This is a genomic window from Sphingomonas jaspsi DSM 18422 (assembly GCF_000585415.1).
GTDB lineage: Bacteria > Pseudomonadota > Alphaproteobacteria > Sphingomonadales > Sphingomonadaceae > Sphingomicrobium > Sphingomicrobium jaspsi.
Genome location: NZ_KK073876.1, coordinates 865,631 through 881,862, shown reverse-complemented (window position 1 = coordinate 881,862; position 16,232 = coordinate 865,631). Strand labels below are relative to the sequence as shown.

At 65.5% G+C, this 16,232-nt stretch carries 13 protein-coding genes; 6 read left to right on the top strand and 7 right to left on the bottom strand.

Annotated features, from left to right (window positions below):
- Positions 1-62: 62 nt before the first annotated feature.
- The 3 genes from G570_RS04460 to hflK form a co-directional block, all read right to left on the bottom strand.
- A complete protein-coding gene (locus G570_RS04460) occupies positions 63-1,625 on the bottom strand; it encodes a Do family serine endopeptidase (RefSeq protein WP_245600256.1) in 1,563 nt (520 codons plus the stop codon).
- An 85-nt stretch (positions 1,626-1,710) separates the two neighbouring features.
- Positions 1,711-2,559 carry a protease modulator HflC gene (gene hflC / locus G570_RS04455; protein ID WP_037499572.1) on the bottom strand — a complete coding sequence of 283 codons (849 nt, stop codon included), beginning with the start codon at positions 2,557-2,559 and terminating at the stop codon, positions 1,711-1,713.
- On the bottom strand, positions 2,556-3,650 hold the full coding sequence (hflK, locus tag G570_RS04450; protein ID WP_037499568.1) for an FtsH protease activity modulator HflK: 1,095 nt from the start codon (positions 3,648-3,650) through the stop codon (positions 2,556-2,558). The genes hflC and hflK overlap by 4 nt, the downstream gene beginning before the upstream one ends.
- A 70-nt stretch (positions 3,651-3,720) precedes the next feature.
- Here hflK and G570_RS04445 point away from each other — a divergent pair, with 70 nt between their 5' ends.
- Positions 3,721-4,686 (top strand): Mrp/NBP35 family ATP-binding protein, encoded by a 966-nt coding sequence (locus G570_RS04445; protein ID WP_037503753.1) that lies wholly within the window; start codon positions 3,721-3,723, stop codon positions 4,684-4,686.
- Positions 4,687-4,714: 28 nt separating this feature from the next.
- Entirely contained in the window at positions 4,715-5,155 is a 441-nt protein-coding gene (locus G570_RS04440; RefSeq protein WP_037499565.1) for a CoA-binding protein, read from the top strand.
- Here G570_RS04440 and G570_RS04435 read toward each other — a convergent pair.
- From G570_RS04435 to G570_RS04425, 3 genes are read right to left on the bottom strand one after another with little or no spacing between them, the layout of a single operon-like run.
- Positions 5,152-6,498 (bottom strand): TldD/PmbA family protein, encoded by a 1,347-nt coding sequence (locus G570_RS04435; protein ID WP_037499563.1) that lies wholly within the window; start codon positions 6,496-6,498, stop codon positions 5,152-5,154. The two genes, G570_RS04440 and G570_RS04435, sit on opposite strands and share 4 nt — an antisense overlap.
- 18 nt (positions 6,499-6,516) lie before the next feature.
- The gene (gene ubiA / locus G570_RS04430) at positions 6,517-7,431 is read right to left on the bottom strand and encodes a 4-hydroxybenzoate octaprenyltransferase (protein WP_037499560.1); all 915 of its coding nucleotides are present in this window, start codon (positions 7,429-7,431) and stop codon (positions 6,517-6,519) included.
- On the bottom strand, positions 7,428-8,132 hold the full coding sequence (locus G570_RS04425; protein ID WP_037499557.1) for an HAD family hydrolase: 705 nt from the start codon (positions 8,130-8,132) through the stop codon (positions 7,428-7,430). The genes ubiA and G570_RS04425 overlap by 4 nt, the downstream gene beginning before the upstream one ends.
- A gap of 51 nt (positions 8,133-8,183) precedes the next feature.
- Here G570_RS04425 and G570_RS04420 point away from each other — a divergent pair, with 51 nt between their 5' ends.
- From G570_RS04420 to pip, 4 genes are all read left to right on the top strand, one after another.
- Positions 8,184-8,924, top strand: a complete 741-nt coding sequence (locus tag G570_RS04420) for a 16S rRNA (uracil(1498)-N(3))-methyltransferase (RefSeq protein ID WP_037499555.1) — start codon at positions 8,184-8,186, stop codon at positions 8,922-8,924.
- Positions 8,925-8,984: 60 nt separating this feature from the next.
- The gene (locus G570_RS04415) at positions 8,985-10,355 is read left to right on the top strand and encodes a glutamate--cysteine ligase (RefSeq protein ID WP_037499553.1); all 1,371 of its coding nucleotides are present in this window, start codon (positions 8,985-8,987) and stop codon (positions 10,353-10,355) included.
- 145 nt (positions 10,356-10,500) lie between these two features.
- Entirely contained in the window at positions 10,501-12,759 is a 2,259-nt protein-coding gene (locus G570_RS04410) for a TonB-dependent receptor (protein WP_037503750.1), read from the top strand.
- Between the two features lie 78 nt (positions 12,760-12,837).
- The gene (gene pip / locus G570_RS04405) at positions 12,838-13,794 is read left to right on the top strand and encodes a prolyl aminopeptidase (protein ID WP_037499550.1); all 957 of its coding nucleotides are present in this window, start codon (positions 12,838-12,840) and stop codon (positions 13,792-13,794) included.
- Here the strand turns inward: pip and ligD are convergent.
- The gene (ligD, locus tag G570_RS04400; protein ID WP_037499547.1) at positions 13,788-16,229 is read right to left on the bottom strand and encodes a DNA ligase D; all 2,442 of its coding nucleotides are present in this window, start codon (positions 16,227-16,229) and stop codon (positions 13,788-13,790) included. The two genes, pip and ligD, sit on opposite strands and share 7 nt — an antisense overlap.
- Positions 16,230-16,232: the final 3 nt, after the last annotated feature.

Below are 16,232 nucleotides of genomic sequence, written 5' to 3'. Positions count from 1 at the left end.
CTCTCCCTGGGCTTTTGGCGTGAAGCCTAGGCCCAAGGAGAGGTGGCAACAAGCCCGCTTGTTTAGCGGCGGGCGATCTCTACGCCGACGAAGGCTTCCGGCCCCTGACGCGGCTTGACCAGCAGCAACACGCTGCTGCGGCCGGCGCGGCGCGCGGCTTCGATCGCGGCGTTGACGTCCTGCGGGGTGTTCACCGCCTGGCGATTGACCGAGACGATGACGAAGCCGCGCTGGATGCCCTTGGTCGCGGCGTCGCTGTTGGGATCGACAGAGGTCACCACGACGCCCTTCTGACCCGCGGGCAAGCCAAGTGCCTGAATGATCTGGCCGTTGAGCGGCTGCAGCGAGAGGCCCAGCGCCGCGCCCGGCGCGACGGGCGTTTCGCTGCCCAGCGCCTGACCTTCATCGGGCTGACCGGCACCGGATTGCTTGGCCAGTTCCTCTTCGGTCGGACGCTGGCCGACCTGCACGGACAAGCGCAGCGGCTTGCCGTCGCGGATGATGTCGACCGGGACGCGGGTGCCGACCGGCGTGTTGGCGATCAGGTAGCTGACCGTTTCGTCCGGCGTCACCGCCTGGCCATTGACGCGCATGATGACGTCGCCCTGCTGGAGGCCCGCCTTGGCGGCCGCTTCGCCCGGGACGATGGTGCGGACCAGTTCGCCCCGCTCCTTTTCGATGCCCAGGCTGGCAGCGATGTCTTCGTCGATCGGCTGGAGGCCGACGCCAAGATACCCGCGCTGCGGACGTTCGCCGCGGCGCAGCGCGTCGATCACCGGCTTGGCCGCTTCGGCGGGAATGGCAAGGCCGATGCCGACGCTGGCACCGGTCGGCGAGATCAGCGCCGAGTTGATGCCGATGACGTTGCCGGCCATGTCGAACATCGGTCCGCCGCTGTTGCCCATGTTGATGCTGGCGTCGGTCTGGATGTAGCGGTCGTAGGCACCGTTATTCGAAATGCCGCCGCGGTGGAGCGCGGAGATGATGCCCGCCGTGACGGTGCCGCCGAGGCCGTAAGGATTACCGATCGCGATCACCCAGTCGCCGACGCGCGCCTTGGTGCTGTCGCCCCACTGGACGAAGGGCAAGTTGCGTCCTTCGATCTTCAGCAGCGCAAGGTCCGAAGCCGTGTCGCGCCCGACGATGCGGGCGGGATATTCCTTGCGGTCCGACAGGATGACGGTGACGCTGTCGACCGTGCCCTGCCCGTCGGCGCCCTGGATCAGGTGATTGTTGGTGACGACATAGCCGTCGGCCGAAATGATGAAGCCCGAACCCAGCGACCCGGTTTCGCGGGTTTGCGGCTGCTGGTCCTGCCCCTGGCCCTGGCCCTGCGGCACCTGCCCGCCGAAGCGGCGGAAGAATTCTTCGAACGGATCGGCCTGACGCTTCACCGCAACGCGCTGCTTGGTCGAAATGTTGACGACCGCCGGCTGCAGGCGGGCGGTTAGGTCAGCGAAACTGGCCGGCGCACCCGGTCGCGGCGCAATCGCCGTCGGTGAATTTTGCGCAACCTGCGCGCCGGCCTGGCCGGTCGCGACCGAAAAGGCGGTGCCTCCGAGCAGGAGGGCCGTGGCGACCCCGTAAACGTAGCGCAATGGTCGAAACTCCTTCGTCCGATTCATCCTTGGAAATTCCTTCGCTTGGCGTTTGCGATCCATGTTCGACGCTAGGTCAAGCGCATGAACGCGAATTGAACAGTGTCGGGCCCTACCGTCCAGAAAATTCCTTCAGATAGCTGTTGTTCGGGCTCATGATGATCGTCGTCGGCTTCTGTCCATTGGCCGCGAACGTCTTTTCATAGCTCTGCATGGCCCGGTAGAAATCGTAGAATTCCGGGTCCTTGCCGAAGCTGGCGGCGTAGATCTGCGCCGCTTCGGCATCAGCCTGGGCGCGGATGATCTGGCCGTCGCGCATGCCCTTGGCGCGGATCGACTGCGCTTCCTGGCGACGCGCAGTGCGCATCCGCTCGAACGCGGAATCGAGCGGTGCGCCATCGGGCAGGTCGGCCTTCTTGATCCGCACGTCGACGATTTCGACGCCATATTGCCGCGCCACGCCGTTAAGGCCGTCGCGAATATTCTCCATCGCCCCTTCGCGTTCGGGCGACAGCAGCGAGGCGAACGGGCGCTTGCCGAGTTCGTTGCGAAGCTGCGAACCGAGGATCGGGCGCAGCGACGCTTCGACATTATCCTCGTTGCGCGCGGCGATGTAGGCGCGCAGCGGATCGACGATGCGGAAACGGGCGAAGGCATCGACCTCCAGCCTGCGCTGGTCGGTCGACAGCACCTGCTGCTTTTCCATGTCGAGGTCGCGGACGCGCTTGTCCATCCACACGATATTTTCGGCGAACGGCAGCTGGAAGTTGATGCCCGCGCCCCACGACCCGAAGTCGGACTTGGCGTCATAGCGGTTGACGATCCGTACCGGCTTGCCGAAGCGCGTCACCACGCCCTGCTCGGTTTCCTTGACGATGCGAACTGTGTTCGGGACGGTGACGAGCAGCGCGAATGCCGCGACGCCCAGCGCGATCGGATGGCGGGTGACGAAACCGATCATCGCGCGCCCTCCTTCTGTCCCTGCTGGACTTGGTTCAGCGGCAGGTAGGGCGTCACATTATTGGTTTCGACGATCGTCTTGTCGACGTTCTTCAACACCCGCTCCATCGTTTCATAATACATGCGGCGACGGGTCACGCCCGGGGCCAGTTTATACTGCTCGTAGACCTTGTCGAACGCGGCCGACTCGCCTTCCGAAATCTGCTTCAGCTGCAGCCGGTAGGCGTTGGCATTGTTGATTTCGGTCTGCGCGTCCTGCTGCGCGGCCGTCACTTCCTTGAAGGCGTCGTTGACCTTGGCCGGCGGATCGGCCTGGCGCAGCGAAATGCCGAGGATTTGGACGCCCGATTTATAGCCGTCGAGGATGCGCTGCATTTCTTCGGCAACGCGCGCTTCGATAAGACCACGCTGGGGACCCATCGCACCTTCGAGCGAGACGTTGGCGATCACCTGACGCATCGCGCTTTCCGCAACCTGCTGGACCGTCTTTTCCGGATCCTTCAGTTCGAAGAGATAATTTTCCGGGTTCTTGATGTTCCAGCGGACCTGGTAGGCGATGTCGATCAGGTTCTGGTCGCCGGTCAGCATCAGCGTTTCACCCTGATCGCCGGTCGTCCCAACCTCGATCCGGCGGTTGTCGGTCACATCGACCTTCTGCACCCGCTCGATCGGCCAGGGCAGCGTGAAGCCGACGCCCGGATTGATCGTCCGGCTGTAACGCCCGAACTGCGTCACGACCCCGCGCTCTGCGGCAGCGATTGAATGAACGGTCGACAGCAGAAGGACCAAGGCAACGAGGCCGAGAACGGCCCAGCCGATCAGCGAGGCGCTGGGCGAGCCGAGCGGGCCGAAGCCCCCGCCATCGCCGCTGCCGCCGAAGCGCCCGCGGCTCTTTTGCAGAAATTCGTCGAGCGAGGAGATGTTGCCCGACCGGCGCGGCGGTCTTGGCTTGCCGCCCGATCCCCATGGACCCTTGGGCGGCTCGTCGCCGCCGCCGTTGCCGCCATTGCCGCTGGGCGGAGCGCCCCACGGGCCCTTGTTGTCGCTGAAGAAGCCGCGGCCCCGCGCGGCCCAACCGGAAAAGATGGTCATGAACCCATAATAGGTAGGGTTTCGCCGAAAAACAGTGCCGCCCGTCGAAAAGCCGACTAAGGGCCGCGCCATGACCGATGCCGACCTGCTTTCCGTCCTCGACACCCTGCCCGACGCCGCGCGGATCCGGACGCGGCGCCTGGTCGGAACCATGGCCACCATCGTTGCCGACGCATCCGGGTTGGACGAGCCTGCGCGCCAGGCGCTTGAGGCCCGTTTAAGGGCGGCGGTGGTTGCTATTCCGGGCGTAAGCGAGGCGCGGATCGCGCTGACCGCATCCAAACCGCACCGGCGCGTGATCGCCGTCGGGTCGGGCAAGGGCGGGGTCGGCAAGTCGACGCTGACCGCCAACCTTGCCGTGGCGCTGGCACGGGCAGGCAACAAGGTTGGGATCATCGACGCCGACATATATGGTCCGTCGCAGCCAACGCTGCTCGACGCGCACGCCAAGCCCCGCGCCGAAAAGGAAAAGCTGTTCGCCGGCGACACCCCCTACGGCGTGAAGTTGTTGTCGGTCGGGCAGCTGGTACCGGGCGGCCAGGCGCTGGCGTGGCGCGGGCCGATGGCAGCGGGCGCGCTGACCCAGCTGATCGATGGCGAGTGGGGCGACACCGACCTCATCCTCGTCGACCTGCCGCCCGGCACCGGCGACGTCCAACTGTCGTTGATCCAGAAGGCGCGGCCCGACGGCGCGGTGATCGTTTCGACCCCTCAGGACCTCGCGCTGATCGACGCGGCGCGGGCCATCGACCTGTTCGGCAAGACCAGCGTTCCGGTCCTCGGCATCGTCGAAAATATGGCGGGCTACGCCTGCCCCCATTGCGGCGAGAGCAGCGATCCCTTCGGCCAGGGTGGCGCGGAGGTATCGGCCAGGCAGCTGGGCGTGCCATTCCTCGGCCGCCTGCCGATGTCGGCCAGCCTTCGCGAAGCCTCCGACGCGGGGCGCCCGCCTGCCGCCGGCGAGGGCCCGGCCGCCGATGCCTTCGCCGCCATCGCCGCGCAAATGATGGCGTCGCTGGAGAAAGTCGGCGGCTGAAGCATTGATGGGGCAAAGGAGAAACCCGATGCCCCTCACCCGCGACGAAGACATTGCCGCCCTGCTGCAAGGCGCCCGGACCATCGCCATGGTCGGCGCCAGCGACAATCCTGGCCGCGCCAGCTTCGGCGTCATGCATTTCCTGCAGGAACAGGGCTACCGCGTCATCCCGGTCAATCCGCGCATCACCGGCGAACATGTCCACGGCGAATATGTCTGGCGCGAGCTTGCCCAGATCGGCGAACCGATCGATATCGTCGACATCTTCGTCAATTCGGAGCTGGCGGGCGCCGCGGTCGACCAGGCCATCGCCGCCAAGGCCAAGGCGGTTTGGATGCAGCTGGGCGTGATCGATGAGGCCGCCGCGGCGCGCGCCGAGGAGGCGGGCCTCAAGGTCGTGATGGACCACTGCCCCAAGATCGAGTTCGCCCGGCTCCACCTGAAGCCGGTCGGCGAGCCGACGGTCTAGGCCGACGCTACCGTCATTTCCGGAACTAGCACGGTCGGACTGTCGATTCCGCGGCGAATCCTGAGGTCAGTCGCAGGCTCGAGCGATGCGAACATCTGCTTGAGGTTCGACGCGACGGTGATTTCGGCCACCGGCGGCCCGATTTCGCCGTCGACGATAAGGAAGCCCGATGCCCCGCGCGAATAGTCGCCGGTCACGCCATTGACCCCCTGCCCGATCAACTCGGTCACAAGGACGCCGTAGCGAACCGCGCCAATCATCACCTCTCGGCTCCGCGTGCCCGGCTGCAGCGTCAGGTTGGACGGACCCGCACCCGGCGATCCCGACACGCCGCGAATGGCGTGACCAGTCGGCATAAGGCCGAGCTGCCGCGCGGCGGCGCTGTCGGCCAGCCAAGTCTTGAGCACGCCATCCTCGACAAGGTTCATCGGTGCGACGGCCAGACCTTCGCCGTCGAACGCCCGGCTGCGCAGCCCGCGCTTGCGGAACGGGTCGTCGGCGATCGTCACGCCGTCGGCGAACACCTTGCTGTCCAGCGCTTCGAGCAGGAAGCTGGATTTGCGCGCGATCGACGATCCGGCGATGGCCGCGATGAAATGGCCGAGCAGGGTCGTCGCGACGCGCGGGTCGAATAGGACCGGCATGACGCCGGGCTTCACCCGTTGCGGGTCAAGGCGGCCCACCGCGCGTTCCCCGGCGCGGCGTCCGATGTCGTCGGCGCTTTCAAGGTCGGCCTGATAGCGTGCGCTGTGCCACGCATAGTCGCGCTGCATCGACGCCCCCTCACCCGCGACGACGCTGGCCGAACAACTGTAGCCGGTGGCGCGGGTCGCGCCGGAAAATCCGTGGCTGGTGGCGATGGCGAAGGTCGAGGCCGAGGCAGATGCGCTGCCGCCATTGCTGTTGGTCACGCCTTCGACGCCCCGCGCCGCCGCTTCGGCCTCGGCCGCGCGCTCGCGCAACGACGCGGGATCAGGATCGCCGCCGTCGTCGACGTCCAGCTCGGCACGGTCGCCATGAAACAGCAGGTCAGCGGGCGCCAGGCCTGCGAACTGGTCCTCCGGTGCCTCACGCGCCATCGCCACGGCGCGGTCGACAAGTGCCTCCAGCTCTTCGGTGCTCAGATCGGACGAAGCGACGCTGGCGTTGCGCTGTCCCATGAAGAGGCGCAGGCCCATTTCCTCGCCTTCGCTGCTGTGCACGTCTTCCAGTTCGGCCATACGGACGGTTACGCCGCGCGATCGTTCGCCGACATAGACGGCGTCGGCGGCGCTGGCCCCCTTCTTGCGGGCGAGGTCGACCAGCATTTCGGCTTTGGCGCGGGCATCGGCGGGACTGAGCATGACGGGCGGCCTAGAGGGTCACCGCGCCGCCGACAAGCCGACCGTCAAAAAGGCGGCGAACAGCAACAGGCCGGTGAAGCGGTTGGAGCGAAAGAGCCGGAGCGCCAGCGCACCGTCGGCGGGGTCGGCCTTGGCCACCTGCCAGCCAAGATGCAGCGCGGCCGGCAACAGCGCGACCAGCGCCAGGGAATCGGGAATGACCGACCAGATCGCCGCCGACCAGCCGATCAGCGCTGCGGCATAAAGCAGCCCGACGCCTTGCCGCGCCTTGCCACCCAACGCCCGCGCACTGGACTTCACGCCCACCAGCGCGTCGTCCTCGATGTCCTGGATGGCGTAGAGCGTGTCGTAGCCGATGACCCAGAAAATGGTGCCGGCCCACAACAGCAGCGGCGTTAGCGCGAAGTCGCCGGTCACCGCGGGCCAGCCGACAAGCGCGCCCCAGCCAAACACCAGCCCCAGCCACGCTTGCGGCCACCAGGTGATGCGCTTCATGAACGGATAGGCCGCGACCGGCGCTAGGCTGAGCAGCGCCACGAGTTGTGCCACGGGTTTGAGCTGGAGCAGCACCACCAACCCGACCAGCGAGAGGCCAATCACCAGCACCCACGCGGCCTTCAGCGAAACCCGCCCCGACGCCAGCGGACGCAGGCGGGTGCGCTCTACCTTCTTGTCGAGGTCGCGGTCGACGATGTCGTTATAGGCGCAGCCCGCCGATCGCATCGCAAAAGCGCCAAGCGCGAGCCAGGCGAACAGCGGCCACTGCCCCCGCACCCCGGCCAGAGCGACGCCCCACGCGCATGGCCAGAACAGTAGCCACGTCCCGATCGGCCGGTCGAGCCGCATCAGCGAGGCATAGGGTCGCAGCGGTCGCGGCAGCGCGCCGATCAGGCCGGTGCGCTCGCTGTCGGGGACGATCTCCGTCTCGCTCACGCAGCCCGCCCTATGTCGTCGATCCAGTTCACCAGTGCGGCCAGCGACGGCAGTTCGCGGTAGCGCGGATGATCGGCGGGCGGGTCGCCCTGTTCATGGCTCCACTGCAGCGGCTGCGGGATGTAGGCGGCCCACGCCCCAGCCTCGAGCGCGGGCTTCACGTCGCTGCGCATCGAATCGCCGGCCATGATCGCGGCGTCGGGTGCCGAACCGTAGCGGTCGAAGATGGCGCGAAACGTGTCCGCCTTCTTGTCGCTGACGATCTCGATCCCGGCGAAATGGTCGCCGAGGCCCGATGCGGCCAATTTCGCTTCCTGGTGGAACAGGTCGCCCTTGGTCACCAGCACCAGCCGCCCGCGTTCGGCCAGTGCGTGCATCGTGTCGGCAACCCCGTCGAGCAATTCGACCGGATGATCGCACAGCGCGCGGCCGGCATGAAGGATATCGCGGATGACGGACGAAGGGATGTCGTCGCCGCCCAAGTCGAACGCCGTTTCGATCATCGAGAGGGTGAAGGACTTGGCGCCGTAGCCGTAGAGCTTGAGATTCTTGAGCTCGGTCGCCAGCAGCGCGTCGCGCGCAACACCCGCGTCGACGAACGGCTCCAGCATCGCCACCAGCGCATCCTCGGTCGCGTGGAAGTGGCGCATGTTGTGCCACAGCGTGTCGTCGGCATCGAGGCAGATAAGGTCGATGGTCATGGTCGCGCGACGGCTAGCACCGGCGCGACGCGGAAGCTATGCGGAAAGGCGATGATCGCCACCCCCGCCTGGCCGCCCAAAAGCCTGCCGCGCCTGTTCGTCGACACGCCGCTTGGTGAGGGCGCGACGGTCGCGCTCGACGGCGCGCAGGCCAATTACCTTGGCAATGTCATGCGGTTGAAGCAGGGCGAGGCGGCCCTGCTGTTCGACGGTGCGAACGGCGAATGGCTGGCGAAGGTCGCCGAGGTGGGCAAGAAGCGGATGACGCTGGCCGTCGCCGAACGCACGCGCGAGCAGGAACATGTCCCCGACCTCACGCTTGCCTTCGCGCCGGTGAAACGGGCGCAGACCGACTGGCTCGTCGAAAAAGCGACCGAGCTCGGTATTTCTAGGCTGCAACCCGTAATGACCCGACGCACCGTGGCAGAGCGGGTCAAGATCGAGCGGCTTCGAAGCATCGCGATTGAGGCGGCCGAGCAGTGCAACCGAACCAGCCTGCCCACCATTGCAGAGCCGATAGCGCTCGCCGACTTCCTCAAAATGCGCGAACCAGGGGCGACACTCTATTTCGCCGACGAAAATGGCGGCGAGCCCGCAGCAAAAGCCTTGAAGGCCGGCCCTGCGATCATCCTCACCGGCCCTGAAGGCGGCTTTACCGACGAAGAGCGCGAACTTGCTCGGTCCCAGCCGAACAGCATCGCCATTTCGCTCGGCCCGCGTATCCTCCGCGCGGAGACGGCGGCGCTGGCCGCGATCGCGACGTGGATGGCCGTCGCGGGGGACTGGCAATAGTTTCACATTGATACCATATGCGCGTTGACGCGGGACGGTCCGCGCATCAGGGGGTTTTCAATGACGACGCGTACCGACACTTCGGCGAGCCCGCTGATCGAGTCCCGCGACGACCTGCTGTCGGTCTTTTCGAAGGGCGAAAAGCCGCGCCAGAACTGGCGCATCGGGACCGAGCACGAGAAGTTCGTCTATCGCACCAGCGACTATCGCGCGCCGAGCTATGACGAGCCCGGCGGCATCCGCGACCTGTTGATGGGCATGACCGAATTCGGCTGGGAGCCCGTAATCGAGAATGGCAACGTCATTGCCCTGTCGGGCCAGGACGGCACCATCAGCCTCGAACCCGCCGGCCAGCTAGAACTGTCGGGCGCGGCGCTGCAGGATCTGCACCAGAGCTGCCGCGAAAGCGGTCGCCACCTCGAACAGGTGAAGGCGATCGGCGACCGCCTAGGTCTCGGCTTCCTTGGGCTCGGCATGTGGCCAGACAAGACCCGCGCCGAACTTCCGATCATGCCCAAGGGCCGCTACAAGATCATGCTGAACCACATGCCGCGCGTCGGCACGCTGGGCCTCGACATGATGCTGCGCACCTGCACCATCCAGACCAACCTCGACTATTCGAGCGAGGCCGACATGGTGAAGAAATTCCGCGTGTCGCTGGCGCTGCAGCCGGTGGCGACCGCCCTCTTTGCCAATTCGCCCTTCACCGAGGGCAAGCCCAACGGCTTCAAATCGTTCCGCAGCCATATTTGGGAAGACACCGATCCGCACCGGACCGGCATGCTGCCGTTCGTGTTCGAGGACGGGTTCGGTTACGAACGCTACTGCGACTATGCGCTCGACGTGCCGATGTATTTCGTCTTTCGCGACGGCCAGTATATCGACGCGGCGGGGCTTAGCTTCCGCGACTTCCTCGACGGCAAGCTGAGTGTCCTGCCGGGCGAAAAGCCGACCATCGCTGACTGGACCGACCATCTGTCGACGGCTTTCCCCGAAGTACGCTTGAAGAGCTTCCTCGAGATGCGCGGCGCGGACGGCGGGCGCTGGGGCCGCATCTGCGCGCTTCCCGCGCTGTGGGTCGGCCTGCTCTATTCCGATACGGCGCTCGATGCAGCCTGGGACCTTTGCAAGGACTGGTCGATCGAGGAGCGCGAAGCGCTGCGCCACGCGGTACCGCGCCAGGCGCTGGAAGCGTCCGTGCCAGGCGGCGGGACGGTGCGCGACCTTGCCGCGCGCGTGCTCGACATCGCCGCCGCCGGCCTTACCGACCGCGCCCAGCTCAATGCCAGCGGCGACAATGAAGGCGGATTCCTCGATCCGCTGCGGGACGTGGTGGCGACCGGAAAGACTTTCGCCGACCGTCTGCTGGAACGGTATCACGGCGATTGGAATGGCGACGTCAGCCGGGTCTACGACGAATTTTCCTTTTGACCTCAAAGCCACAGCACGCGTGAATTCTTAACGCCGCCCGCCGCCGCGCGTTGACTCATGTGTCGGCTTGGTTACAGGCGCCGAAGCATCGGAGCGGCCCGCGGGGGGGCGCTCACCCATCGCACAGATAATGAAAGCGATTCCGATGCGCCGCATCTCACATATTTCCATCCTCGCGCTGGCCACTGCCAGCCTGTTCGCCGTGCCGGCCTTTGCCCAGGACGCGGCGCAGCCCGCCCCGGCGCAGGATACTGCGACCAGCGACCAGCTCGGCGAAATCGTCGTCACCGCGCAGCGCCGCAGCGAAAACCTGCAGGACATTCCGCTGTCGGTCGCGACCGTCAACGACGACACGCTGAACGCGATCACGTCGAGCGGCAGCGACATCCGCGCGCTGGCCGGCCGCGTCCCCAGTCTCAACATCGAAAGCTCGTTCGGCCGTACCTTCCCGCGCTTCTACATTCGCGGCCTCGGCAACACCGACTTCGACCTCAACGCGTCGCAGCCGGTCAGCGTCGTTTATGACGACGTCGTGCTGGAAAGCCCGATCCTGAAGGGCTTCCCGGTATTCGACCTCGACCGCGTCGAAGTACTGCGCGGCCCGCAGGGTACGCTGTTCGGCCGCAACACGCCGGCCGGGATCGTCAAGTTCGACACGGTGAAGCCGGGCAAGGGCAAGAGCTACGTCAAGCTGACTGCCGGTACGCTGGGCACGATCAATGCCGAAGGTGCCGTCGGCGGCGAGGTCAGCGACAAGGTGGCGGTCCGCGTGTCGGGCCTGTGGCAGCACCGCGGCAACTGGGTCGACAATGTCAGCGAACCGGGCAAGCACGACCTGGAAGGCTATGACGACATCGCGCTGCGCGCGCAGGTCGAATTCCGCCCGACCGACGAGCTAAAGATTCGCCTGACCGGCCAGCTGCGCGACCTTGACGGCGATGCCCGCCTGTTCCGCGCAAACGCCTTCGAAACCGGCAGCAACAAGCTGGTCGGCCTCGACGGAGGCAAGTTCAAGCGCGACAAGGTCAGCACCAACGGCCTCAACTTCCAGAAGCTGAAGACCCAGAACCTGGCCGGCACGATCGAATATGACTTCGGTCCGGCGACCTTCTATTCGGTCACCAGCTACTGGCACGGCACGGTCAAGAGCCGCGGCGACATCGACGGCGGCACCGACACCGGCCCGGGCTTCATCCCGTTCCAGGCGCAGAGCCAGGACAATATCCCGAGCCTCGACCAGTTCACGCAGGAACTGCGCATTGCGTCGAACAACACGACGGGCCTCGGCTACCAGGCCGGCGTTTTCTACTTCAACGAAAACACCGACATCGAAAGCCTCGACTTCGGCTCGCCTACCGCGACCGACCCGTCGGCGATCGTCAACCAGCGCCAGGAAGCCCGCGCGCTCGGCATCTTCGGCTCGGTCAACTACAAGACCGACAACGGCCTGACCGTCCAGGCCGGTGCCCGCTGGAACCACGACAAGAAAAAGCTGACCGCCGAGCGTCTGTACGACGTGCGTCCGATCTTCGTCGGCGGCGGTCCGGTCCCGGAAACGACCACCCGCGTCAAGGACAGCGTGCTGACCTGGGACGTGTCGGCGATCCAGGAACTGAACCCCGACGTCAACGTCTACGCCCGCGTCGCCAAGGGCTATCGCGCCCCGGCAATCCAGGGCCGCATCCTGTTCGACCGCGACGTGTCGACGGCGGACAGCGAAAACACCATGTCGTACGAAGCCGGCATCAAGACGGTTCTCCTCGACCGCAAGCTGCGCTTCAACCTGACCGGTTACTTCTTCAAGACCAAGGATCTGCAGCTGTCGGCCGTGGGCGGCGCCAACAACGCCAATCTGCTGCTCAACGCCAAGGCGGTGAAGGGCCATGGGTTCGAAGCGGAACTGGAAGCGCGCCCGGTCCGCGGCCTGACGCTGACCGGCGGCGTCAGCCTCAACATCGCCAAGATCCACGACAAGAACCTGACGGTCGAAGTCTGCGGCGCGGCCTGCACCGTGACCGATCCGTTCGCGGTTCCCTCGGTGCCGTTCGATCCGGGCGAGGTCTACATCAACGGCAACCAGCTGCCGCAGGCGCCGAAGTGGACAATCAACTGGTCGGCCGGTTACGAACATCCGGTCGGCGATGGCTCGCTCTACGTCTTCACCGACTGGTACCACCGCTCGAAGATCAACTTCTTCCTATACCAGTCGGTCGAATTTTCTGACGACCAGCTGACCGAGGGCGGTCTTCGCGTCGGCTACAAGACTGACCGCTTCGATGTTGCCGCCTTCGGCCGCAACATCCTCAACGACAAGAGCGCGGTCAGCGGCATCGACTTCAACAACCTCACCGCGATGGTCAACGAACCGCGCATCTGGGGCGTGGAGTTCGGCTACAAGTTCTAAGACGCCAATCTTAGACATCGCCTTGGGGCGGCGGGTGCGCTACGCATCCGCCGCCTTTTTTGTGCAACGGGGAAGTTGATGAACGAGCGCCGCACCCTCTATCCGGCCATCGAACCTTACGACAGCGGCATGCTGGACGTCGGCGACGGGCACACGCTCTACTGGGAACGCTGCGGGACCAAGGGCGCCAAGCCGGTCGTCTTCCTGCACGGCGGTCCCGGATCCGGCATCAGCCCCGGCCAGCGCCGCCAGTTCGACCCGACGCGCTACGACATCCTGCTCTTCGACCAGCGCGGCTGCGGTCGTTCGACGCCGTTCGCCAGCCTGGACGACAACACGACCTGGGACTTGGTCGAAGATATCGAGCGGTTGCGCACTTCGGTCATGGGCGTCGAAAAGTGGATGGTCTTCGGCGGCAGCTGGGGCTCGACCCTAAGCCTCGCCTACGCCCAGTCGCATCCGGATCGCGTTACCGAGCTGGTGCTGCGCGGCATTTTCCTGTTCCGCCAGCGCGAGGTCGACTGGCTCTACAAATATGGCGCGTCGGAGCTCTACCCTGAAGAATGGGAGAAGTTCGTCGGCTTCATTCCCGAGCCCGAGCGCGGCGACTTGGTCGAAGCCTATCGCAAGCGGCTGACTGGCACCGACGAAGCCGTCCAGCTCGAAGCCGCCAAGCGCTGGAGCATGTGGGAAGGCGTCACCGTCACCCTGCTGCCCGACGAAGCGATGCTGGCCGATTTCACCGAGGACAGCCACGCCATCGCGATCGCGCGGATCGAGAACCATTATATGAAATATAAAGGCTGGCTCGACGAGGGGCAGTTGCTCGCCAACGCGGACCGTCTGAAGGGCATCCCCGGCGTGATCGTCCAAGGTCGCCACGACTGCTGCACCCCGCCCGCGGCGGCATGGGATCTTGAGAAGGCGTGGCCGGAGGTCGACCTTCAGATCGTGCCCGACGGCGGGCATCTCTACACCGAACCGGGGATCACGGACGGGCTGGTGCGCGCGACCGACCGCTTCGCCGGTCAATAATCGGGCAGCGCCTGCTTGGCCTCGCCCCAGCCGGCGAGCGACTTTGACGCCGCGCGTCTCAACAACAGGTCGGCATCCTTGATGGTGTAGACGTTGGCGCCGGAAATCTTGTCCAGTTCGGACCAGTTTATCGGGGCAGCTACCGGTGCATTTTCCCGCGCACGAACCGAATAGGGCATCACCGCCGTCGCCCCGCGCTGGTTGCGCAGCCAGTCGAGGAAGATGCGGCCCTTGCGCTCTTTCTTGCGAATGTTGGCGGTAAACAGGTCGGGTTCCGCCTCGGCCATGGCGCGGCTGAAGCGCTCGGCGAAATCCTTCACCTTGGGCCAGGCCGCGCCGGCGTCGAGCGGAACGACGACGTGCACGCCCTTTCCGCCCGATAGCATCGGAAAGCTGACCAGTCCGATATCCGCCAGCACCTCTCGCAATCGCTTCGCCGCTCTGCGCACGAAGTCCCAGTCGAGCCCTTCGTCGGGGTCGAGGTCGAAGACCATCCTGTCAGGCTTTTCCAGCGGCTTGATCCGGCTACCCCAGCCGTGGAATTCGATCGTGCCCATCTGCACGCAGGCCAATACGCCGCGCGGGTCGTCGAACCACAGATAATCTTCGCTGGTCCCGTCCTTCTCCTTGATCGGGACGTGATGGACATGCTCGCCCAGCCCGCCGGTGTCGTGTTTCTGGAAAAAGCATTGCTTGCCGCGGCCTTGCGGACAGCGGACCAACGTCATCGGACGCTTGGCGGCGTCGCGCAGGAAGATAGCTGAGACCTTGGCATAGTAGTCGGCAAGATCGCCCTTGGTCAGCTCGGCTTCCGGGAAGATCTGTCGGTCTTCGCTGCTGATCCTGACGCCGAAGCGGTCCGCCGCGACCTCAGTCGTGGAAAGCGGTTCGGCCTTCTCCCGCTTGACCGTCGCGGCAGGCTTGTCCTCGCGCAGGCCGATGAAACTGGGGTGGCGCAGCGTCCCGGCAGGCGTGAATTCGGTGAAGGCGATTTCCGCCACCAGCGACGGCTGCACCCATGTCGCGCCGCGCGCATCGGCGCGGGGGACATCGATGGCCGGCGCTTCGGTTTGAAGCGACGCCATCTTGTCGCGCAGTTCGTCCATCAGCGCCTGGGTGAAGCCGGTGCCGACCTTCCCGGCGTAGCGGAGCGCCTTGCCGTCGCGGGTGGCGAGGATCAGCGACTTGAAGCCGCGCTTCTTGTCGCTCGCGGTCCATCCGGCGATCAGGAATTCCTGGCGGTTGATGCACTTGATCTTCAGCCAGTTGCGGCCGCGCCGCCCGGAGTAGGCTGCGCTGGCCTTCTTCGAAATGATGCCCTCGCCGCCCTCGGCGCAGATTGCACGATACAGCTCTTCGCCCTTGGCGACGATATGGTCGGCATAATGGAGCGGGCGCGCGGCCCGCTGCATCAACGCGGCGAGGCGCGCCTTGCGTTCGATGTTGGGCAGCTTGGCGATGTCTTCGCCCTGGTCGACCAGCAGGTCGAAGGCGAAAAAGTCGAGGTCGGCCGACCCGTCATCCTTCAGGCTGGCCTGGAGCAGCGCGAAGTCCGGCTTTCCGTCCTTGTCCAGCGCGACGGCCTCTCCATCGATCAGGCAGCCCGGCGGTAGCTGCGCGGCGGCAGCGGCGACGATGCTGGCAAACCGTTCCGACCAGTCCTTGCCGTTGCGGGTAAAGGCGGTTGCCGCTCCGTCGCCGGTGGCAAGCAGCAGCCGGTAACCGTCATATTTATATTCGTGGATCCAGTCGCTTCCGGACGGCACGGCATCGACTAGGGTCGCCAACTGCACCGGCCGGAAGGCAGACGACTTCACCGACGTTTTCCTGCCGATAACTTTTTTGCGGCCCACATTTTTGCCGGAAGAGATTTCTTCCATCGTCCGACCGGTGTCGACGCTGGTCAGGCAGCGTTCGACCAGTTCTTCGCCCGGGCCGGCGAAATCGTCGTCGACCTTCTTCAGCATCCACGGCTCTTGCCGTTCGCCCGGTCGTCCCTTCAGGCGGAACATCACCCAGTCGCCCTTCATTCGCTCGCCATCAAGACGGAAATGGAGATGCCCTTCCTCGATCGTTTTCGACGGATCCTTGCCCGGTTCCGGCGTCCAGGTGCCCCGGTCCCACAGCATCACGGTCCCGCCGCCATATTCATCGTCGGGGATCGTGCCTTCGAACCCGGCATAATCGAGCGGATGATCCTCGGTGCGCACCGCCAGCCGCTTGTCGTCGGGATTAAGGCTTGGACCTTTCGGCACCGCCCAGCTTTTCAGCACGCCGTCCAGTTCCAGCCGAAAATCCCAATGCAGCCGCGACGCTTCATGCTTCTGTACCACAAAGCTGTTGCCCTTGCCCTTTAGCTTGCGACCCTTGGGCTCGGTGGTCTTCGTGAAGTCGCGCTTGGCGTTGTAGGTATCGATATCGAGCTTGCGCGCCACTTG